At 55.1% G+C, this 22,096-nt stretch carries 18 protein-coding genes; 2 read left to right on the forward strand and 16 right to left on the reverse strand.

Going from position 1 to position 22,096, the window contains the following annotated elements; genetic code table 11:
- Positions 1-49: 49 nt before the first annotated feature.
- From IV433_RS00775 to IV433_RS00825, 11 genes are all read right to left on the reverse strand, one after another.
- Positions 50-628, reverse strand: coding sequence for a hypothetical protein (locus IV433_RS00775; RefSeq protein ID WP_195812831.1), 579 nt, complete (start codon positions 626-628; stop codon positions 50-52).
- Positions 628-4,752, reverse strand: a complete 4,125-nt coding sequence (locus IV433_RS00780; protein WP_195812830.1) for an RHS repeat-associated core domain-containing protein — start codon at positions 4,750-4,752, stop codon at positions 628-630. The genes IV433_RS00775 and IV433_RS00780 overlap by 1 nt, the downstream gene beginning before the upstream one ends.
- A 277-nt stretch (positions 4,753-5,029) precedes the next feature.
- Positions 5,030-5,932: an outer membrane permeability protein SanA gene (sanA, locus tag IV433_RS00785; RefSeq protein WP_195812829.1), complete on the reverse strand. Its 903-nt coding sequence runs from the start codon at positions 5,930-5,932 to the stop codon at positions 5,030-5,032.
- A gap of 231 nt (positions 5,933-6,163) precedes the next feature.
- Complete coding sequence (locus IV433_RS00790) at positions 6,164-7,861, reverse strand: NAD-dependent malic enzyme (RefSeq protein WP_195812828.1); 1,698 nt, start codon at positions 7,859-7,861, stop codon at positions 6,164-6,166.
- A gap of 158 nt (positions 7,862-8,019) precedes the next feature.
- On the reverse strand, positions 8,020-8,904 hold the full coding sequence (cdd, locus tag IV433_RS00795) for a cytidine deaminase (protein ID WP_195812827.1): 885 nt from the start codon (positions 8,902-8,904) through the stop codon (positions 8,020-8,022).
- A gap of 270 nt (positions 8,905-9,174) precedes the next feature.
- Positions 9,175-9,909 (reverse strand): arginine ABC transporter substrate-binding protein, encoded by a 735-nt coding sequence (locus IV433_RS00800; protein ID WP_195812826.1) that lies wholly within the window; start codon positions 9,907-9,909, stop codon positions 9,175-9,177.
- Between the two features lie 225 nt (positions 9,910-10,134).
- Positions 10,135-10,803, reverse strand: coding sequence for an arginine ABC transporter permease ArtM (gene artM, locus IV433_RS00805; RefSeq protein ID WP_120506961.1), 669 nt, complete (start codon positions 10,801-10,803; stop codon positions 10,135-10,137).
- The gene (gene artQ, locus IV433_RS00810) at positions 10,803-11,519 is read right to left on the reverse strand and encodes an arginine ABC transporter permease ArtQ (RefSeq protein WP_195812825.1); all 717 of its coding nucleotides are present in this window, start codon (positions 11,517-11,519) and stop codon (positions 10,803-10,805) included. Before artQ ends, artM begins: the two co-directional genes overlap by 1 nt.
- Before the next feature lie 12 nt (positions 11,520-11,531).
- Positions 11,532-12,263 (reverse strand): arginine ABC transporter substrate-binding protein, encoded by a 732-nt coding sequence (gene artJ, locus IV433_RS00815; protein WP_101075960.1) that lies wholly within the window; start codon positions 12,261-12,263, stop codon positions 11,532-11,534.
- A 48-nt stretch (positions 12,264-12,311) separates the two neighbouring features.
- A complete protein-coding gene (gene artP, locus IV433_RS00820) occupies positions 12,312-13,040 on the reverse strand; it encodes an arginine ABC transporter ATP-binding protein ArtP (RefSeq protein ID WP_195812970.1) in 729 nt (242 codons plus the stop codon).
- Positions 13,041-13,269: 229 nt separating this feature from the next.
- Complete coding sequence (locus IV433_RS00825; protein WP_195812824.1) at positions 13,270-13,851, reverse strand: lipoprotein; 582 nt, start codon at positions 13,849-13,851, stop codon at positions 13,270-13,272.
- Between the two features lie 176 nt (positions 13,852-14,027).
- On the opposite strand from IV433_RS00825, the gene IV433_RS00830 reads away from it, so the two are divergent.
- Positions 14,028-14,354 (forward strand): heavy metal-binding domain-containing protein, encoded by a 327-nt coding sequence (locus tag IV433_RS00830; RefSeq protein WP_013574757.1) that lies wholly within the window; start codon positions 14,028-14,030, stop codon positions 14,352-14,354.
- Positions 14,351-15,196 (forward strand): N-acetylmuramoyl-L-alanine amidase, encoded by an 846-nt coding sequence (locus IV433_RS00835; RefSeq protein WP_195812823.1) that lies wholly within the window; start codon positions 14,351-14,353, stop codon positions 15,194-15,196. Before IV433_RS00830 ends, IV433_RS00835 begins: the two co-directional genes overlap by 4 nt.
- Before the next feature lie 20 nt (positions 15,197-15,216).
- On the opposite strand, the gene IV433_RS00840 is transcribed toward IV433_RS00835, so the two are convergent.
- The 5 genes from IV433_RS00840 to hcr all read right to left on the reverse strand — a co-directional run bounded on the left by IV433_RS00840 (position 15,217) and on the right by hcr (position 22,091).
- Positions 15,217-16,251, reverse strand: coding sequence for an NAD-dependent epimerase/dehydratase family protein (locus IV433_RS00840; RefSeq protein ID WP_195812822.1), 1,035 nt, complete (start codon positions 16,249-16,251; stop codon positions 15,217-15,219).
- A 267-nt stretch (positions 16,252-16,518) separates the two neighbouring features.
- A complete protein-coding gene (locus tag IV433_RS00845; RefSeq protein ID WP_195812821.1) occupies positions 16,519-17,955 on the reverse strand; it encodes a DUF2867 domain-containing protein in 1,437 nt (478 codons plus the stop codon).
- 81 nt (positions 17,956-18,036) lie between these two features.
- Entirely contained in the window at positions 18,037-19,056 is a 1,020-nt protein-coding gene (gene ltaE, locus IV433_RS00850; RefSeq protein WP_195812820.1) for a low-specificity L-threonine aldolase, read from the reverse strand.
- An 85-nt stretch (positions 19,057-19,141) separates the two neighbouring features.
- Positions 19,142-20,863, reverse strand: coding sequence for a ubiquinone-dependent pyruvate dehydrogenase (gene poxB, locus IV433_RS00855; RefSeq protein WP_195812819.1), 1,722 nt, complete (start codon positions 20,861-20,863; stop codon positions 19,142-19,144).
- Positions 20,864-21,077: 214 nt separating this feature from the next.
- Positions 21,078-22,091, reverse strand: a complete 1,014-nt coding sequence (hcr, locus tag IV433_RS00860) for an NADH oxidoreductase (RefSeq protein WP_195812818.1) — start codon at positions 22,089-22,091, stop codon at positions 21,078-21,080.
- Positions 22,092-22,096: the final 5 nt, after the last annotated feature.

Here is a 22,096-nt window from a genome sequence, read left to right on the forward strand (position 1 = left end):
ATTTTGTTGGGGGCTTTTATTTTGATTGGTGATAGTGAGAAAATTAAAACTAACGCGTTGCAGAAATTTTAAACGAACTAATGAAAGCATCATAAATAACCTTTTTCTCAGGATATTTTAATTTAGGTACAATCATCGTTATTTCACTGTCAATCATATCACCTGCCTTGGGGTAGGATAACGCAGTATTAATAACAACTATATCCTCTCCTTTGGTTATTATTCTGTTAATAGATTGCCAGCCTGATATATTTTTAATTTTGATGCGATGTGATGAATGCGGTCGGGCTGGTTTATCTTCAGCATTGACCCTTACGTGAATATCAAAAACAATACACGCACTTGAACTATCAGCTTTTTCAAGGAAAATGGTAAATCCGTGAAATGGTGCATCTTCTGCAACGCCTCCCCATCCTATGAGCCCTTTGGGAATCACCAGTGACATAGAGTAATCATCATTAGTGACGCTTCCTTTATATGCATTTCCGACGTTTTTACGTACGAGAGTCACGCTTTCACAATTACTTATACTTGATTTCTCGAGTGCAACTTCAGAAGCATTTGCCAGAGGCATAAATATCTGTGTAGTTGCATAAAATAGAGTTGCACTAAAAAGTGATGTAGTCATCAAAATTCAACTCCACAATCTGCTGTGGCTTTTAATAATTGTTTATATCTTGCTGCTAATTCATTCGGATATTTCGGATTTGAATTGTACATATGATGCGGGTTGCAAGTTAAGCTTTTAGCATATTCCTGTATGGTTTCTGGTCTTTTATCCAAATAAGGACCCCAGTTTTTCTCCCAGGCTGAGGCTGATGCATCTAAACTTGGGTATGCAATGTTATTCCCACCCGCTTTTGTCATGCCGAAAATATTATTTAGTGGTTTGCCATTACTTGAGCTATTTGTCCCATAAACATGATTCATGTCCCATCCGCTTTCTTGTAGCGCAGAAGACATTATGAAAAGAGGATTTACATTCAAATTTTTGCCCATTTTCTTGAAGATGTTTGTTATTTCTGGCTGCATTATAGCTTTTTTACATTTGGGATTATCTGATGATTGAGGGCTTAGTCCTATACTATCAAATTCACTAATAGGTTTATTTTCAGCATAGATATATCCATTTATTCCCCCTCTCAACCCAATTGGATCCTGCGTAATATACCGCCCCAGCGCCGGGTCATAATAACGGTGGCGGTTATAATGCAGCCCCGATTCTTCGTCGACATGCTGCCCCTGCATTCTTATGGGCTGGCGCAGTTTGTACGGGTTGAAAATATCTACTGCGTTGCCCCAGACGTCTGAAATTGCGTCCCATTCCACCTTGCCGGTTTTGTGATTAATCAGCGCCACCGGCGTGCCGAGGTGGTCGCAGTGGTACAGGTGCAGTTTGAGTTTACCGGCTTCCGGCAGGGGTTCAATCCATGGCGCGAGGCTTTCGGTTTTCAGGCCCACAGAGTCCAGCCACTGAAGATGAGCTTCGCTGACGTCGTTACGGCGGATTTCCTTTTCGATATCATTAAAGCGCAGATGGATGTCGCCGGGGAACGGGCTGCCGGCGTCTTCTTCGAGCTTTTCCGCCAGCGTGCGGTGGCTGTCTTCCATCCGTGCGTGCTCCGCGCGCAGCAGCGGGACGAAGCTGCCCGGGTGATAAATGGTGTGCAGCTGGGTGTCGCGGTTCTCGGTCAGCACCAGGCGGTCGCCGTCCCAGCCGAACCAGGTGTTCTGCGTTTGCGTTTCGCCGGATTGCGGGTTTATCTGGCTGACGTGTTTGCCCACCCGTCGCCCCAAAGGGTCGTAGATATAACGTGCCCGCATCAGCGTCTGGCCGTCCTCTTCCGTTGTCAGGCGCGTCAGGCGGTGCGCCTGGTCGTAAGCCATGCGGGTAACCGCTCCGCCGCCGTGCGGGGTGTGCATCCGGCCCGCGTGGAACGGGCATTTTTCCGTCAGGTTGCCATACCGGTCGTATTTATAAAGGTAGCGTTCATCGCGCTGCACGCGGTTGTGGTACCAGACCGGCCGCGCGTCTTCCGGCGGAACGTTCAGGTCGTGGTGCGTGACGCTGCGGTTGCCGGCGGGGTCGGTCAGGGTGGCGAGAAAGCCGTCGGGGGAGCTGACGCTTTGAAGCCGTCCGGCTGGTGTGTAGGCATAGTGATGGTCGCCAAGGCCGGTGGTCATCTTCGTCATCTGCCCGGCGGTATTGTAATGATAATCGCGCATCAGGTTCGGGTGGCCGACGTCAGGCGTCTTCTGGCCGGCGAGTTGTCCGGTCAGCGAATAGGCGTTTTCGCTCTGCCAGTTCTGGCTGAACCGGCGGGTGGTTTCGCGGTGCAGCCTGTCGCGGCTGAGTTCCAGCACCACGTCGTGCCCGAGCTTCACGCCCAGCAGGTGGCCCGGGCCGTAGGTCTGCCAGTGGATTTCCGGCAGGCCGTCGTAGCGGACAGCGGTTTCGAACCCGCGCGGGTCGAACTGGTGGCGGACGGTGTGCTGCCACAGCAAATCGCCGTGCGCGTTGCGGATAATCTGCCGCTCGCCGGTCAGGCTATCGTTGTCGTCGTACTGAAAGCGCACGGTGACCAGATGGGTTTCGCTGCGGTGGGCGGTTTCGTTGACGCGTCCGGCGGCGTCGTACTGCCACAGCACCTCGTCCGGACCGTCGTCCGTGTCCGGCCGCTGCTGGCGGATAAGCTGGCCGTCCTCGTCGTAGTGCCAGTGCATAACAAGCCCGGCGTCGTCGCTGCGGATAAGCTGTCCTGATAAGTCGTACTGATAATTTTGCACGCGCCCGTCGAAGCCGGTTTCCTGAGTCAGGCGGTCCATGACGTCGTAGCTGAAATGCGTCTCCGCGCCGTTTTCATTCGTCAGCCGCACCAGCCTGCCCGCGCTGTCAAATCCGGTTTGCCGCGTGAGCCCGCCTTCGGTCTGCGAGGTCGGGTTACCGCGCTCATCGTAAGTCTGCCTGGACTGCGTGCCGTCCGGTCGGGTGACGGTGATGACGTCGCCCGCGGCGTTGTACTCCCGGCGCGTTCTGGCTCCGGCGCTGTCCTCACGGGTAATGCGCCTGCCGCGCGCGTCGTACGCAAAACGGGTTTTCATCCCTTCTTCGTGCAGGATTTCAACCGGCTGACCGTCGCGGTTGTAGCGGTAAACTGTTTTGAAACCGGAACAGTCGGTAAAACTTTCCAGCAGCCCCGATGCGTTCCACTCCAGCGTCTGCCGTCCGCCTGCCGCGTCTTCGGTGGCGCAGGGCTGTGCACTTTTATCATCTGCATAATGATAGCGGCGGGTCTGGTTCAGGGCGTCGGTCTCAGCCGTCAGGCGGCCTGAAGAATCGTAGTCTTTACGTATCTGACGTCCGTCGGGCGCGGTGGCCGAAATCAGCTGCCCGGCGCGGTTATAGCTGAACCGGCTGCGCTTTTCGCCGCCGGGGTGGACGATTTCGGTCAGGTCGCCGCTGGCCGGATTGAGATGAAATTCGGTGGTACGCCCGGCGGTATCAGTCTGCGAGGTCAGGCCGCCGCGGCTGTCGAAGATGCTTTGTACACAACTGCCGTCGGCGTTGTCGAGCCTGACCACGCGCCGCAATCCCCGCTCGCCCTCAAAATGATACACGCGCAGCCGCCCGAGGCTGTCGGTGACGCGTGTCTGGTGCGTACTGTATTCAAACTGATAGCCCAGGCCGCCCGGGTTGACCTGCGAAACAACCCTGCCGGACGCGTCGTACACGTAGCGCGTGGCCGGACGTCCGGCGTAGCGGTGAGCGACCATCAGCCCGGTGCCGGCAGGTTCCGGATGCCAGTCAAACTGGCGGACAGTTTCACCGGCGCGGTCATAAACGGTTTTCAGCTCGCCGCGCGGGGTGTAGTCGTAGCGGGCCAGCGGTTTTGGCGGCAAATCCGGAAACGCCGCATCCTTCGTCAGCCAGACGGCGGAAAGCCGCACGCCACAATCAGGACCCCAGGCTGTATTCAGGACGGGTTTGAAATCCCGCAGCGTGACTAATTCAAGGCGAAAACGCCGCCCGCCGCTGTCGGTGACGCCGGTAATCTGTCCGGCAAATTCGCCTTCTTCATCGCGGTGATAATTAAGCTGATTGCCGAAACGGTCGGACAAACCCAAAAGCACACGCGACGATGGCAGCGGACGCGGCAGCACGTCTTCAGCGGTCGCGGGTAGCTGCACGCAGCCCAAAATCCACCAGGGGCCGGTGGCGTCATTGGCCACGAAATAAGAGTGCGGGCTGTTGCGCAGTGCTTCCGGCAGGGCCTGCCAGAGCGGACTGAGCGGATGATTATCGGGCTGCTTACCGGTGCCGCCGCGCGCCAGCCAGAGTTTTTCGCTGTGGCTGAAGGCAATCTGGCCGGGCGGAAGCAGGTGAAAATGAATGCTGCGCCTGGAATTGTCGTTAAGGATAAGTTCGTCAGCACGGATTTGCAGGCGGATATCCGCCGCCGCCGACCAGCCGGGGCCGAACATGCCGACCGGCGCGGGCGTGCCGGTTTTGTAACTGCTGTAGCTGCGCGAAAGCACAAAGGGCAGCAGCGCGGGCAGTGCGATATCGGTCTCGCCGGGCAGAACTTTGGCACCGAGCGACGGGTTCACGGGGCTGCCTTCCACCACGCCGCCGGGACAGACGGAACATGCCACGCCGGTGGGCGCACCAATCATCACGCCCAGCGAGCCCTGAACAACCGGGCCGCCAATGGCGGTCATATCATGCTGACGTGCAGCGGGAAATCCGGTCATGGAGTAAATCCTTTTGGGTAAAGCGTCCGAGAAATGATTGATTTGAAGATGGGGTATTTATTGTTTTATTCATCAAATAAATACAACTAAATCAAAGTGATAAATTGAAATGAGAAGGTAGGGATTAATAAGAGAAGATGCTGAGAGGAGGATCACAAAGAATTAAGGATTTAGCAGGGGTTAACTATTAGCTGCAGCAGAGGGCTGTAGAATTTAGGTATGGAACCACTGATCTACACGATGAAAAACCAGCGGAATAAATGAAATCTTCATCCCCTTACTGCTGGAACGGATTCCTGCCTGCCGGTTTCACGGGTTCGGGAGCCGGTTCCGGTTCTGCGGCTTCGGCCTGCGCAGCTTCGTTGGCTTCCTGCGCGGCTTTGACTCTGGCGGCTTCGTCGGCGGCTGCTTTATCCGCTGCGGCTTTATCGGCGGCCGCTTTGGCGATGGCGGCTTTTTTCTCGGCTTCCAGCTGCTGTTGTAATGCCAAAAGCTGTTCAGGCGTGACGGCCGGATAGCCCTGCGCATCATCCGGAATATTATGAATGGCCGGGATTGGGATCAGCGGGCCAAGGAAGCGCGGCTCGCGTTTGAGCAGATATAAATCAGTCAGCGCGCCGAGGCGGGCGAAGATCTCACGGCCGCGCACGCTGAGCATATTTTTCGGTGACGGCACCGCGAAACACTGTGCCTGAATGCCCATATGCAGCGCGATAAACAACGCACGTTCACAATGGAAACGCTGGGTAATGATGATGAAATCATTGGTATCAAAGACTTTGCGGGTCCGCACGATGGAATCCAGCGTACGGAAACCGGCGTAATCGAGCACGATGTCGCTGGCCGGAATACCGGCGGCGATAAGGTCGCGGCGCATGGTGCTCGGTTCGTTGTAGCTTTGCTGCGCATTGTCGCCGCTCAGCAGCAGGTATTTCACTTTGCCGCTGTTGTAAGCGTTAATCGCGCCCTGGATCCGGTACAGGTAATACTGGTTGATCACGCCGGTGCGGTAATACTTGGAAGTGCCCAGCACGACGCCAACCTGACGGTGAGGCAGGGTCTGCACTTCGTCATAAATGTATGGCTGAGTGCGCAGACTGATCCACTGATCAAGCCCGATAGCGACCGCCAGCATCATAATAACGATGCCGGTAACGCCAGCTATAAGTCGCTTAATCATAGGTATCCCTGTTTATGATCGAATTGAAATCGGATCCAAGGCTACTTTACCTGTTTAGGGGACGCAATACGTTGGACTCTGTATCCACCGGCATCGCGGGTTTTTTCAGCACTTTTCAGTGAATTACTGTCTGATTTGCGCGAAGGGCTGCAATTTAAGTGAAAAAAAAAGACCAATGCGCGGGCATTGGTCTGGATCATGGTCAGTCTGATTCTTCCGGATAATGCGGGATCAGAATGATGTGCGTTTGTAGGAACGGTACTGCGGTGCCCAGAAGTTGTGCTCAATGGCTTTGGACAGCGAATCTTCAGACGTCACCATCGCCACGCCCTGCAACTGCGCTGCTTTACCCACTTCCATCGCGATGCATTTCGAGACGCCCTGAATGTCATTCACATCCGGCAGCAGCGAACCTTTGCCTTCAGTGGCCAGCGGTGAACATTCTGCCAGTGTCCGGCTGGCGGCCATCAGCATGCCGTCCGTAACGCGGGTTGCCCCGGAGGCAATCACACCCAGCCCGATACCCGGGAAGATAAAGGAGTTGTTGCACTGCGCAATAGGGTACAGCGTGCCTTTATGGCTTACCGGCGCAAACGGGCTGCCGGTGGCGACGAGCGCCGCGCCGTCCGTCCAGTTCAGGATATCGGCCGGTGTCGCTTCCACGCGTGATGTCGGGTTACTCAGGGGCATGACGACCGGGCGGGCACAATGTTTATGCATTTCACGGATGATTTCTTCCGTGAACAGGCCCGGCTGGCCGGAGACGCCGATCAGCACCGTGGGTTTGGCGTTGCGCACGACATCAAGCAGGGAAATGCTGTCGCTGCTCATGCCCCAGCCGGTCAGCGCGCTGCTTTTCTGCACCAGGCGGCTCTGGAAATCGAGCAGGTTCGGCAGTTTGTCGGTCAGCAGGCCGAAGCGGTCAACCATGAAGACTTTCGCGCGGGCTTCTTCTTCGCTCAGACCTTCGGATTTCATCTGCGCAACGATTTGCTCTGCAATGCCACAACCCGCAGAACCTGCGCCGAGGAAGGCGACGGTCTGGTCACTCAGCTTGCCGCCGGCGGCTTTGCTGGCAGCAATCAGGCTGCCCAGTGCCACGGACGCGGTGCCCTGAATATCATCGTTAAAGCAGCACAGTTCATCGCGGTAACGTTCGAGGATCGGCATGGCGTTCTTCTGCGCGAAATCTTCGAACTGCAGCAGTACGTTCGGCCAGCGGATTTTTACCGCCTGAATGAACTGGTCGACAAACGCTTCGTACTCTTCGCCGGTGATACGCGGATGACGCCAGCCCATGTACAGCGGGTCGTTGAGCAGTTGCGGGTTGTTGGTGCCTGCATCGAGCACGACCGGCAGGGTATATGCCGGGCTGATGCCGCCGCACGCGGTATACAAAGACAATTTGCCGATAGGAATGCCCATGCCGCCGATGCCCTGATCGCCCAGGCCCAGAATGCGCTCGCCGTCAGTCACCACGACCACTTTGACATGTTGTTTGGTGGCGTTTTGCAGCATGTCGTCGATGTGCGCGCGGTTAGGGTAGGAGATAAACAGGCCACGGGCGCGGCGGTAGATATCAGAAAAATGCTCGCAGGCTTCGCCGACGGTCGGGGTATAAATTACCGGCATCATTTCGCTGAGATGGCTGTCGAGAAGGCGGTAAAACAGCGTCTCGTTAGTGTCCTGAATGTTACGCAGATAGATGTGTTTATCGATGTCAGTTTTGAAATTCTGGAACTGGCGGTAGGCGCGATCGGCCTGTTCTTCAATCGTTTCAACGGCTTCTGGCAGCAGGCCGTGAAGGTTGAAATTGCTGCGCTCTTCTTCAGTAAAAGCGCTGCCTTTATTCAGTAACGGAAATTCTAACAGGATTGGGCCAGCGTGAGGGATGTACAGGGGACGTTTGCTTTCGTATTCAAGTTCCATCGTTTTACTCTTCCGGTGCTCAGAATGTTAATTTTTATAGTTTAGAGACGAAAGGGTAACAGAGAGGAAACGGGGAATTCAAATCAGACAATGTTATGTAACTAATGACTACAGGAACGTAGTCATTAGTGTTAGGCAGATCACGAAACCCGGCGGTTTCAGCAGTTCAGCGTGGTGACGTCTTCGCAGCCGATGGCTTTCAGCGTGGCGCGGGTGGCGTCATTTTGGGTGATCAGCGCGCCTTCCTGTTCGACCAGCACGGCGCGGCGCACTTTCAGGCAGTCTTCACCTGACATGTTCAGCAGGATTAATGCCGCCTGTAACGGAGGCAGGCTCGGGTTGAAGGCGGCGTTTTCCGCGTAGCGCCCGGCAAACTGCTTACCGTTTTGCGTTTCCAGTGCCACACCGCTGTGTGATTTGCTGTACGGCGCATGGCTTTGGTTGCAGGCATCCAGCGCATGTGCTGCCAGTGTGTCAGAGGTTTTCAGCGTATAGCCGTGATCGACTTTTTCCATCAGCAGCGTGGTGATATCCAGATCCTTCGGCCCGAAGGAGTGCGGCAGATAATCGCCGAGCGTGGCGACATCGCGATCCGGCAGATGGATATCCAGCCCCGTACCGCTGGTCAGTTCATTCATAAACTGACGACAATGGCCGCAAGGCGTGTAATTGACGGTGATGGAGGCAAGACGCGTTTCGCCACGTAGCCAGGCGTGCGTGACCGCAGATTGTTCGGCGTGAACGGTTTGCTGCATCGGTGCACCGGCAAATTCCATGTTGGCACCGAAATACAGATTACCGGAGGTTCCGCGGGCAATTGCGCCCACGTTGAAATGAGAAATCGGCGTCACAGAACAGGCTGCTGCCAGCGGTAACAGGGCGAATGCCAGCGCGTCGTCGTCCAGACCGGTTGCCTGTTTTACCTGCGCAACCTCATCGGCCGTGAACATTGCCGGGAAGTCATCATGTCGCAGAAACGGCTCAAGCGCGGAGGATAAATTTTCAGGGAGTGCCGCAAAGGCGGTGTGAAAACGTGCGTGCATAAACATTCGATCTCGACTGTGATTACGGTTAAACAGTGTAAAAGTCATTACGTGAATTAAGTGTGATAGGGGTCACTTTTTTGATGAAACAGATTAGTTGTAGTTGCAGTTTTGAGAGATGTTACGCAAAAAAATGCCTTTCACAGCGTCCCCAAAATCATTCGGGCTGAATCAAGGCGGCAACTGAGTGCCCCACGGGAGCATACATTAGTATGTGACCGGGGGCGTGAGGGCGGCCAACGCAGAGTTAGCCTGAATGATGAAGGGGAATCAGTGTGCCGGGAACCACTTATCGTTAATCTTTTTAAATTCGCCGTTGGCTTTAATGCCGTCGAGCGCCGCATTCAGTTTCGCCAGCAATTCTTTATTCTCCGGACGCACGGCCATTCCCACGCCAGTACCAAAGTATTGCGGATCTTTAATCAGTTCGCCCACTTCACCCAGATTAGGGTTGGATTTCAGCCAGCCATTCAGCACGGCGGTATCGCCAAGCAGCCCGTCCAGACGACCACTTTTCAGATCCAGAATCGCATTCTGATAGCTGTCATAACCGACGGTGATGATTTCAGGGTGTTTTTCCATCAGGTATTTCTGGTGCGTGGTGCCGTTTTCCAGGCCGACACGTTTACCTTTCAGATCGGCTATAGAAGAGAATTTACCCTTCGGCCCGATAATCATGGCGGTATTGGCGTAGTAAGGCTGGGTAAAAGTGACCTGCTTGCTGCGCTCTTCGGTGATGTCCATACCGGAAATGATGACGTCAAAACGACGGAATTTCAGCGCCGGGATCAGCCCGTCAAATGGCTGGTTGGTGAACGTGCAAATTTCCTGCATTTGCTGACAAACGGCCTTCGCCAGATCCATATCAAACCCGACGATCTGATTGTTAGCGTCCATGGATTCGAACGGCGGATAGGTCGCGGAAGTCCCGAAACGAATGGTCTCAGCAGCGGTAGCGGCGAAAGCGGTGGCAGATAAAACGGCAGCGAGGATCAGCTTTTTCATGCAATACATTCCTGTTCAAAAAATGACATTCCCTTCATGGTTCAGTTTACTGATTTTATTAATGTAATCGGGTAACTGGCAGGAAGTGAAACCTGCGTTTAAATTGCCATTAAATGAATTTGTATGCAATAAATTTGATTAAAAAATTAAAGTGTTGATTGGCGGGCTATTTTACAGGCATAAAAAAAGGGACGATTTCTCGTCCCTTCAGGCGTCCGGTGTTCATTAATTTCGGCGTTCAAACGCCAGCGCACGGCGCTCTATCAGGCGCATCATCAGGGTCAGTAACCCGTTCACACACAGATAAACCAGACCGGCGGCGCCAAATACCATCACGTCGTAGGTGCGGCCATACATCAGTTGGCTGTGCCCCATAACGTCCATCAGCGTAATGGTGTACGCCAGAGAGGTACTTTTGAAGACCAGCACCACTTCGTTGGAATAGGACGAAAGCGCGCGCTTAAACGCATACGGCAGCAGAATTCGCAGGGTCTGCGGTTTCGACATGCCCAGCGCTTCGCAGGACTGCCACTGGCCGGACGGGATCGCGCGTACCGCACCGGTAAACAGTTGCGTGGTGTAAGCGGCACTGTTCAGCGCCAGCGCAAACATCGCACACAGCCAGGGCTGCGACAGCACTTCCCACAACCAGGGGATTTCACGAATAGACGGAAACTGGCCCGGTCCGTAGTAAATCAGGAAGATTTGAACCAGCAGCGGCGTACCGGTAAACAGCGTGATATAGCCTTTGACGATTTGGCTGGCAACAGGCACTTTCAGCGTAAGTATCACGGTGAAAATCATCGCCAGCAGCAGCGCAACAATCAGCGCCGCCACGGTCAGTGTCAGGCTGGTGTGCAATCCTTTCAGGACTTCAGGTAAATATTCCCACATCAGGAAGCACTCCGTTCAAAGCGGGTGGTACGCAGTTCGATGCGTTTAATCACGAACTGGCTGAACAGGGTGACAATCAGATAAATGCAGGCCGCAATCACGTACCAGGTAAAAGGTTCCTGTGTCCGCGTGGCGATACTTTTAGTTTGCAGCATCAAATCATTCACGCTGATCAGTGACACCAGCGCGGTGTCTTTGAGCAGAACCAGCCACTGATTGCTCAGGCCCGGCAGCGCGTGACGCCACATTTGTGGCATGATCAGGCGGAAGAAGATCGCCGATTTTTTCATGCCCAGCACCTGACCGGACTCCCACTGGCCTTGCGGAACGGCTTTCAGCGCGCCGCGCAGTGTCTGCGAAGCATAAGCGGAATACAGCAGCGAAAGGGCGATGACACCACAGACAAACGGGCTGACTTCTAAGTTTTCGATGGGCAGCTTTACCGGCACTGAGAACAGACCGAGATTGAGGCTAAAGCCATCCGCCAGCACCATCAGCAATTGTGATGACCCGAAGTAGATGAAAAGCACGACCAGAATTTCTGGCAGACCGCGCAGCACAGTGACCCACGCCGTACCGAGCCAGCTAAGTGGCTTCCACGGCGCAGATTCCCAGACTGCGAAGATCATCGCCAGAATCAGGCCGAGGACCAGCGCACAAACGGCAAGGCCGACGGTCATCCCGGCGGCGCTTGCTAAAGGTTGGAATTCAGTCATTGATAGGCAAACTTATTGCTGGAACCATTTGGAATACAGCGTCTTGTAGGTGCCGTCTGCTTTCACTTTTGCCAGAGCATCGTTCAGTTTAGTCAGCAGTTCGGTGTTGTTCTGACGAACGGCAACACCCAGACCGGTACCGAAGTAAGTTGGATCGGTGATCTTGTCACCTACAGCGGCCAGATTTTTGTTCTGCTTCAGCCATTCGTTGACTACGGCGGTGTCACCGAACACAGCGTCCAGACGACCATTCTTCAGATCCAGCACGGCATTCTGATAGCTGTCATAAGGCACGGCAGTGATTTCCGGATGTTTATCCATCAGGAATTTCTGGTGAGTGGTGCCGTTTTGCATACCGACGCGTTTGCCTTTCAGCGCCGCAACGTCAGCGAACTGGCCGGCGTGAGCGATGAAAATAGCGGAGTTATCGTAGTAAGCGTTGGTGAAGGAAACTTGTTTTTCACGCTCAGGCGTGATGTCCATACCGGAAATGACCGCATCAAAACGACGGAATTTCAGGCTTGGGATCAGACTGTCGAAGGCCTGGTTTGTGAATGTGCAGGTAGCCTGCATCTCTTTACACATGGCGTTGGCCAGATCGACGTCGAAGCCCTGAATCTGATTGCTGGAGTCTACAAACTCAAACGGAGGATAAGACGCTTCCATCGCGAAACGGATGGTATCAGCAGCGCTGGCAGACAAACTGACGGTCGCCAGAACCGCGGCAATTACTAATTTTTTCATCGCTTACTCCGTAGAAAACATCAATCAATATGTTGATAGGAAACAGTTTTAGTGGGAAAGGTAGCTCGCAAACTCTTTGGTTTTCGGCTGAGCGAAAATCGACGCGTCACCTTGTTCCACGATGCGGCCATTTTCCATGTACACCACGCGGCTGGCGGTTTTACGTGCCACTTCCACTTCGTGGGTCACAATCACCTGAGTAATCCCGGTGCCTGCCAGTTCGCGAATAATACTGACGATCTGGGCGGTAATTTCCGGGTCTAGCGCGGCGGTCGGTTCGTCAAACAACAGAACCTGAGGCTCCATCATCAGCGCACGGGCAATCGCCACACGCTGCTGCTGGCCACCAGAAAGGTGCAGCGGAAAACGATCGGCGTAATCGGTCAGGCGCAGACGGGTCAGCAATTTCTGGGCACGTTGCATCGCGACATCTTTTGTCAGACCCAGAACACGCATCGGGGCTTCCAGTAAGTTGTCGAGCACGGTGCGGTGCGGCCACAGATTGTATTGCTGGAAAACCATGCCGACGTTCTGACGCAGTTCGCGGACCGCTTTTTCATCCGGTTTGCGGGTGAAATCGAAGGTGTTACCGGCGATTTGCAGGGTGCCTGAACGGGGCATTTCCAGCAGGTTCAGAACACGTAACAGAGAGCTTTTACCTGCACCACTTGGACCCAGTAAAACGAGGGTTTCACCGGCAGGGCAGTCGAGCTGAATGTCAAAAAGCGCCTGATGCACGCCATAGAAGCAGTTGATGCTATTAAGTTGAATACTCATGCGCAAATAGTGAATAGCCATTGATGCCGCAGATGGTAACTTCCACAGCATAGTTATGCAACGATCACGGCTTAAAAATTATGTGTTGCCGCCCAAGTGGCAAAGTGTAGCACAAGATATTGTTGCATCACTGTGATGCAAATGTTGGTTAATGACGATATTCAGTATTAATCCCTGTTATGCAGACACATTAAGACGTCAGCTTAGGCAGCCTTTTAAGAAAGTGCGGTTACTGGTTTTCCAATACCTGGCGCAGCGTTCCGTTAGAGACGAAGTCCAGATTTGCCATGTAACGCACATCATCCACGGTCCAGCATTTACCTTCACGTACCATCAGGACTTCATCTTTCCAGTGCGTGGTCGCGCCTTTATCTTTCTCGCGGGTGAACGTGACGCGTAGCGGAATATTGCGGGCGTCGGTGTTTGGAATGGTGGATGCGCTGTCCACGGAGGCGGACGTCGGACCATCAAACAGGCTGGAAAATATGTCGCCATCGCCTGAACCTGCACCGGCTTTCTCATTAGGCGAGGCCGCGATATCGACTTTTGGCTGCGACTGCGCTTTCTGCAGCGCCGCGTAAAGTGCGGTGCTCAGATAAGGCCGGTAAGCGGCGAGTTGGCCGGAGTTCGGGATCCCGCTGCCGCCCTGTTTGATACGAAAATCATAGAATTGTTGGGCGACGCTGTCGGGGCCACCGTCGATACATGGCGCGCTGCGGCTACCAATATCCTTATAGGCAGGGTCAACCGTGGTACAGGCATTTAACATCAATACCAGAGGGATGGCGGCGACAAGAATTTTCTTTTTCATCGTATTCCTTACTGAAAGATTGAACGTTTTCACCATGACTTTCTTAATCCTACAGTATAAAACCGATTTGGCTTAATGCATGGCGCAGAGAAATGATACGTTCAGTCGGGATACATCGTTTATGCTATCCGGGTGATTTTCTCCGACATGTGGACGACAACTGATAAGGAATACTCATGCAAATTTCAACCACTCCGACCCTGGAAGGTTTTACCATCGCGGAATATTGCGGTGTGGTCACGGGCGAAGCGATTTTAGGTGCGAACATTTTTCGTGATTTCTTCGCAGGCGTACGCGATATCGTCGGTGGCCGTTCCGGGGCGTATGAAAAAGAACTGCGTAAAGCGCGTGAAATAGCCTTTCGCGAGCTGGAAGAACAGGCGAAAGAACGCGGTGCTAACGCCGTGGTCGGTATTGATATCGATTATGAAACCGTGGGCAAAGACAGCAGCATGCTGATGGTCAGCGTTTCCGGCACCGCTGTTATCGTGCATCGGAAATGAGGCGTTTGGGCATCAGAAGCGGCGTGATTGCTGCGCTTCTGCTGGCCCTGACGGGCTGTCAGAGCAGTGATCAGGCGAAAAATTTACCTTACCGGCTGGAAACCACGCGGCAGGCGCAGGGCATGGATCAGCGGGTGCGCTTTCTGGTCATCCACTACACGGCTGAAGATTTCCACAACGCATTAAATACGCTTACCGATGAACACGTCAGTGCGCATTACCTGATCCCTGCGCAACCTCCGCTTGAAAACGGCAAACCGGTCGCGTGGCAACTGGTGCCGGAAAACATGCGTGCCTGGCATGCGGGAGCCAGCGGCTGGCGCGGACGTACCAATCTGAACGATACGTCCGTCGGTATTGAGCTGGAAAACAAAGGCTACAGCACGACGCTGCTGGGAAAAAAATTCTACCCGTTCCCGCCTGCGCAAATCGATTTGCTGGCAGACCTGAGTAAAGGCATTGTCGCGCGCTATCAGATTGAGCCGCGTAACGTGGTCGCTCACAGCGATATTGCACCGCAGCGTAAAGATGATCCGGGGCCATTATTCCCGTGGCAACAGATGGCGGAGCGGGGGATTGGTGCCTGGCCGGATGCGGCGCGGGTCAGCCATTTTCTGGCGGGCAGAAATCCGCAGCAGCCAGTGGATCAGGCGCATCTGCTGACCTTGCTGAAACAGTACGGATATACCGTGACGGAAAACATGACGCCGGAGCAGGCGCGCCGTTTAATTTCGGCGTTCCAGATGCATTTCAGGCAGAGTGATTATCGCGGGAATGCTGATGCGCAGTCAGAAGCGATTGTTCTGGCGCTGTTGCAGCAATTCCCGGATTCGAATAACTGAGGAAGTGGCTGACCCGGCGGTCAGTCGCGTTTCGGGCCGATGCCGTGCAGGCCCTGAAGTTTACCGTGGTCGCGCAGCCAGGCGGCGGTGCGGATAATTCCCTGATCCAGCGAAATCACTGGCACATATCCCAGCTCTTTCTGTGCGCGCTGCGTGTCGAGCGTGAGATCGAAATTCAGTTTCGCGACGCTGTAATGTGTCAGTACCGGTTCTTTGTGTGAGCTTTTGCTGATGCGTTCCATGCCGCGCGCCATCATATCCAGCAGGGGATAAGGCACGGAGCGAATGCGGTATTTGATGTCCAGACTTTCCATCAGCTGTTTCACCATGGTGCGCAGCGGACGCGGTTGCTGATTGGTAATGTTAAACGCACGCCCGGATTCTGTGGATTCGGACTGCGTCGCCAGCCACATGGCGTGAACCGCGTTTTCCACGTAGGTCATATCCACCAGCGCTTCGCCACCGCGCGGCAGCATCAGTGTGCCACCGTATTTCAGCATTTGCAGCAGACGGGGCAGCAACACGTTATCGTGCGGCCCGAACAAACCCTGCGGGCGTAAAATGGTGAAATGCGTTTGCGGATTGGACATCGCCAGCGTGTGGATCACCTGTTCACCGGCGGCTTTGCTGCGGGCGAACGAGTTGGCGAAACGGTGAGGGCGGAAGTCTTCCGGAATGTCGCGGTGATGATGGAAATCGAAATAAATCGCCGGTGACGAAATATGCACGAAATTTTCCACGCCGTACGCCGTAGACCATTCGCCCAGACGACGCGTCGCGCGGACGTTCGCCAGTTCGAATTCCTGTTCGCTGCCCCACGGCGACATCAGCCCGGAACAGTGCCAGACGGTATCGACATCGGCGAGCAAGGCTTTGGCCTGCGCCGACACCAGCGTGGTGAGATCGGCATGAATGAATTCCGCGCCCATTTTTTGCAAAAGTGAACCCATGGCGGCATTGCGACCCGTCGCCCGGACTTTAATCCCTTTATTTCGCAAAAACTCGACCGCATTGCGCCCTAAACCGCTGCTGGCGCCGGTAACCAAAACTCTCATAACTACTCTTCATCCTTCACGTTGCAGCGGTGTTCGCTGCTCTCATTCACCCGAATCACTGACTCCAGTCAGCTCATCGGGATTCATTCGTTTGCTGCCTTGCTGCAACCCGAATGATTTTGAGTACATCCCAATGAGTGAAATTACTAAGGCTGGGGCGCCTCTCAGCAATAAGCGCGCCATTCTTTCGTGAAATTGTGCGGGTTGCAATGGGAAAGGGGTGCAGCAATGTCTGAAACTGTGCGATTGCGCTTTAAATAAACCCTTTCAGCTTCCGCAGCGGTCTTTCTGACGGGCCAGACTGGCGATGCGTTTCGCCATGCCTCGAAAAATAAACTGATGAGCGGGCATCATACTGAACCAGTAGAGCAAACCGCTGAACCCGGCCGGATGCCACCACGCGCGAACGTCCAGACTGCGGCTTTCGCCGTGGTCGGTGATCGTGAACGTCAGCCGCCCGAGCCCCGGCGCTTTCATCCCGAATAACAGCGCCAGTTCGCGCTGGGGTTTCAGGCTGATCACTTTCCATCCGTCAATTTTATCGCCGATTTTCAGGGTGTCCCGGTCAGGGCGTCCATACAGCACGCCACCCCCGAGCAGATCGTCGATACGTGCCCGCGTCTTCCATAATCCGTTGGCGTAAAAATAGCCTTCCGCGCCACCGAGTTTCTGCACCACTTTCCACAGGGATGCTTTTGATGCCGACGTTTCCAGCGTAAAGCCTGCCTGTTTCGGGTAGTAACCGTAGCCGGGCCGCCAGCGCGAACGGGCGTCCGGATCATAGCCCCAGTCGGGCGAATCCATGACCTGCTGTTGTTCCTTTTCCAGCGTGCGGCGGATTGCCTCATCAATCGAAATCAGCTCCTGCGGGATCAGCGCCTGAAGTTCTGCACTGTCGGCGGGCAGATCGTGATTCAGCCCCTGGATCAGTGCTTTGGCGAGTGAGGTGGGCACTGAGGTAATAAGGCTGAGGAAATACACCGAAACAAAAGAGGTCGGCAGCGGAACGGGGATCAGCCAGCGGCGTTTTCCGCTCAGGGCAATAAAGCGTTCGAACAACGTCTGATAGCTGATGTACTCCGGCCCGGCGGCGTCGAAAATACGGTTTCCGCTGGCGGGTAAGGTCACCAGACCCTGCAAATAATTCAGCAGATTTTCCAGCGCAACCGGCGAGGATTTCGAGCGAACCCATTGCGGCGGCGTGAGAACGGGCAGGTTGTACACCATGTCGCGCATGACTTCGAACGCCGCTGAACCGGCGCCGATCACAATGCCGGTACGCAGTTCTGTCACCGGAATATTGCTCATCCGCAGTAAGTCGCCGGTCAGTTTGCGTGCCTGTAAATGGGGGGAATGGTTGCCTTCCGGCTGCATGGAGCCGAGATAAACAATGTGTTTAATTGAGGAGTCGCGCAGCGCCAGCAGGGTGTGCTGCGCGGCCTGGCGCTCTTTTTCCAGCAGGTCGTCATCTTCTGACATCGCGTGCACCAGATACACCAGCACATCGGCACCTTCGAAGGCGCTGGCCAGCGTTTTACTCTGGTAGACATCCGCAAAACAGCAACGGACGTGAGGCCATTTTTGTTGTTGCAGCCATTCGATGCGCCGCGCGGCCGCAGTGACCTGGAAACCGTGCTGGCTCAGGTGGGCAGTCAGATGTTGTCCGATATATCCGCTGGCGCCGAGGACGACAATTCTTGGCATAATCCGTTTGCTCTGAGTGTAGGGGAAATCATGAAAATACGGCGGCAGCCGGAAGGCTTGCCACCGCTGGCAGGTTGACTGTCAGGCGTGCTGGTGCAGGAATTCCTGCCACAGGGCGACGACTTTTTGCAGGTCTTCACGGCTGATATTGATGTGAGTCAGCACGCGGGTCAGCGGTCCGGCACTGATGATGACGCCGCGCTCACGCATCCACGGGCCCATTTTTTCGGCCAGTTCAGCGCTCTGTTTAATGTACAGAACGTTGGTCTGCGGGCCGGGTTCAGCGATTTGCACGCCGATATTGCTCAGCTGTTCAGCCAGCCATTGTGCGTTGTCATGGTCATCTTTCAGACGCGCCACGTTGTTTTCCAGCGCATAAATGGCCGCCGCGGCCAGAATGCCGGACTGGCGCATGCCGCCGCCGGTCATCTTGCGCCAGCGGTTCGCACGATGGATGTACTCTTTGCTGCCGACCAGCAGGGAACCAATCGGCGCGCCCAGACCTTTCGACAGGCATATGGTCAGGGTGTCGCAATATTGGGTGATTTCGCTCAGCTCGACGTTTAGCGCTACCGCGGCATTCATGATGCGCGCGCCATCAATGTGCAGCGCCAGCCCTTTTTCGCGGGTAAACGCGTAAGCTTTTTGCAGATAATCGAGCGGAAGCACTTTGCCGCTGTGCGTATTTTCCAGGCTCAGAAGACGGGTGCGGGCAAAGTGAATATCATCAGGTTTGATGGCAGCGGCGACTTTATCCAGCGGGATAGAACCGTCGGCGGCCATATCGAGCGGCTGCGGCTGAATGCTGCCGAGAACGGCGGCACCGCCGGCTTCATACATATAGTTGTGGGCTTTCTGGCCGACAATATATTCTTCTCCGCGCTGACAGTGCGTCAGCAGGGCAACCAGATTAGCCTGTGTGCCGGTCGGTAAAAACAGCGCGGCTTCTTTGCCACACAGTTTCGCGGCCAGGTCCTGCAAAGCATTTACCGTTGGGTCATCGCCGTAGACATCATCGCCGACTTCAGCGCTGGCCATCGCCTGACGCATAGCTTCGCTGGGGCGGGTTACGGTATCACTGCGTAAATCGATCAACGTCATAATCCTTCTACCAGGTGAATGTTAAGGGGAGGAAAAAAGCGGGCAACCTGTGCCCGCCTGACTCTCCACTATATCCCTGTCGGGGTTACCGCAGCCAGTTGGTTTTTGCCAGTTCGATGACTTCGTCACCCCGGCCGCTGATCACCGCCCGCAGCATGTAGAGGCTGAAGCCTTTTGCCTGCTCAAATTTAATCTGCGGCGGCATCGCCAGTTCTTCGGTGGCGGTGATGACATCCACCAGCACCGGCCCCTGATAAGCAAACGCGTCCTGCAATGCCGCGTCCACGTCGGAAGCTTTTTCCACGCGTATCCCTTTGATTCCTGCCGCTTCGGCAATCGCCGCGAAATCCGGGTTTTTAAGCTCGGTGCCGTCGGTCAGATAACCACCGGCTTTCATTTCCATCGCCACAAAACCCAACACGCTGTTGTTGAATATGACAATTTTCACCGGCAATTTTTGCTGTGCCAGCGTCAGGAAATCGCCCATCAGCATGGCAAAACCGCCGTCGCCGCACAGCGCCACCACCTGACGCGTGCGGTCAATCGCCTGTGCGCCGATGGCCTGCGGCATGGCGTTGGCCATCGAGCCGTGGTTAAACGAACCGAGCAGACGGCGCTGACCGTTCATTTGCAGGTAACGGCACGCCCAGACGGTAGGCGTGCCGACGTCACAGGTAAAGATGGCGTTGGCATCGGCGAAGCGGCTGATTTGCTGTGCCAGATATTGCGGATGGATCGCCTGTTTGTCGTTCGGCGTCGCCAGCGCATCGAGATCTTTGCGCGCTTCTTCATAATGCTTCAGGGCTTTGTCGAGGAACTTACGCTCAGTTTTCACCTGCAATTGCGGCAGAACGGCGGTCAGGGTGGATTTGATATCGCCGACCAGCGCCATATCAACGTGGCAGTGCGCACCGATACTGCCCGGATTGATATCTATCTGAATGATTTTTGCGTCTGTCGGATAAAACGCGCGGTACGGGAATTGCGTGCCGAGCAGGATCAGCGTATCGGCATTCATCATGGCGTGGAAACCGGAGGAAAAACCGATCAGCCCGGTCATGCCGACGCTGTACGGGTTATCCCATTCAATATGTTCTTTTCCGCGCAGGGCATGTACTACCGGCGCTTTCAGGGTTTCCGCCAGCCTGATCACTTCGTCGTGAGCACCGGCACAACCGCTGCCGCACATCAGGGTAATGTTGGTCGCGCCATTGAGCAGTTCGGCCAGCTTATCCAGTTCGGTCTCCTGAGGCTGTACCTTCGGCAACTGCGGCGGATACCAGCTGACTTTGGCGTCTTCCGGTGCCGGTTTCAGCGCAACATCGCCGGGCAAAACAATTACGGAAACGCCGCGGTTCAGGATCGCCTTGCGCATGGCGATCGCCAGCACCTGCGGGAGCTGTTCCGGGTTGGTGACTAATTCACAATAGTGGCTGCATTCGCGGAATAATTCGGTCGGATGGGTTTCCTGAAAATAGCCGCTGCCGATTTCGCTGGAGGGAATATGCGCCGCGATGGCGAGCACCGGGACGTGGTTGCGATGGCAGTCGAACAGGCCGTTGATCAGATGTAAGTTACCGGGGCCGCAGGAACCGGCGCAGACCGCCAGTTCACCGGTGATTTGTGCTTCGGCACCGGCGGCAAAGGCGGCAACCTCTTCATGACGCGTGCCGAGCCATTCGATGGTGCCCATGCGGTTCAGGCTGTCGCTCAGCCCGTTAAGCGAATCGCCAGTTACGCCCCAGATTCTTTTTACGCCTGCTGCTTCAAGAGTTTTCGCCAGATATGACGCTACGCTTTCTTTCATCAACTGATTCCCTCCGGTGTGCCCGTAATCTTTCGCTATGTATGAAGCCTTCGGGCGGGTTTTAAATAAGTGGATTAAGCATAGTCCACTGATTACATCCATGAATGCACAGCCTTAAACCATACAAAATTACGCGGGGAGGGAAGGTGAAGTTTTGTAAATCTGCCCGCGCAGACTGTAAAAAGTCATGAGCGGGCAGCGGGAGGCGCGGGGATCAGGCGAGCGTGACGTCGCCCTGAAGCTGACAGCTGCACGCCAGAACGTAGCCCTGCGCGACTTCTTCGTCGGTGAGCGTCATGCGGCTGGTGGTTGTGTATTCACCGGAAAGCACGCGGGTTTTGCAACTGCCGCAAACGCCCGCGCGGCAGGCTGCCGTGACCGGCAGTTTGTTCTGTTCCATGGCGGCCAGCAGCGTTGAACCGACCGGCACGCGGAAGTTTGCAAGCGGCGTCAGGCGGGTCAGCGTCAGTTGCTGGTCTGCTGAAACAACCATTTCTGTGGCCTGAAACTGTTCCTTAACGATGTTTTGTGGCGGAACACCCAGTTCGGCCGCCCATTTTCCGGCCAGTTCCATATATGGCGCGGGCCCGCAAATCATCACCCGGCGCGCAGCGATATCCGCCACCTGGCTTTGCAGTAAGTCCTGACTGAGACGCCCTGCAATCTGGCCCGGTGCCGCATCATTTTCAGCCAGAATGGTCAGACGAAGTTGCGGGTATTGCGCCGCCATACGCTGCCATTCTTGCGCAAAAATGACGTCCTGCGGGCTGCGGACGCTGTAGAACACCTGCACGCTTTGCGCCGGAGAATGCGCCAGAACGCGGCGTGCGATGGACATCACCGGCGTTACGCCACAACCGGCGGCCAGCAGTAATAAAGGTTGCGGTGTTTCACAGGTGAATTCGCCCTGAGCGTCCGAAAGCCACAGGTAATCGCCCGGTTTAACCTGTTGCGTCAGCCAGCCGGAGCCTTCACCGCCATCAATCCGGCGCACCGTCAGCTGGATAAACCGGCTCAAACCCGGTGTGGAAGAGAGCGTATACGCGCGCTGTACGTCACCGCTCTGGCCGATATTCACCAGCGCAAACTGGCCCGGCTGATACGGATAAACGTCGTGATTGATCAGCGACAGCGTCCAGACATCGGGCGTTTCCTGCGTAACGGAATACACCTGCATGCGGTTCTGACACAGCGCTGTCGGCTGGTCAGGAAATAAAGGAAAGTTCATCTCAG

It is taken from the genome of Rahnella laticis (genome assembly GCF_015644585.1).
In the GTDB taxonomy this organism is placed as follows: Bacteria; Pseudomonadota; Gammaproteobacteria; order Enterobacterales; family Enterobacteriaceae; genus Rahnella; species Rahnella laticis.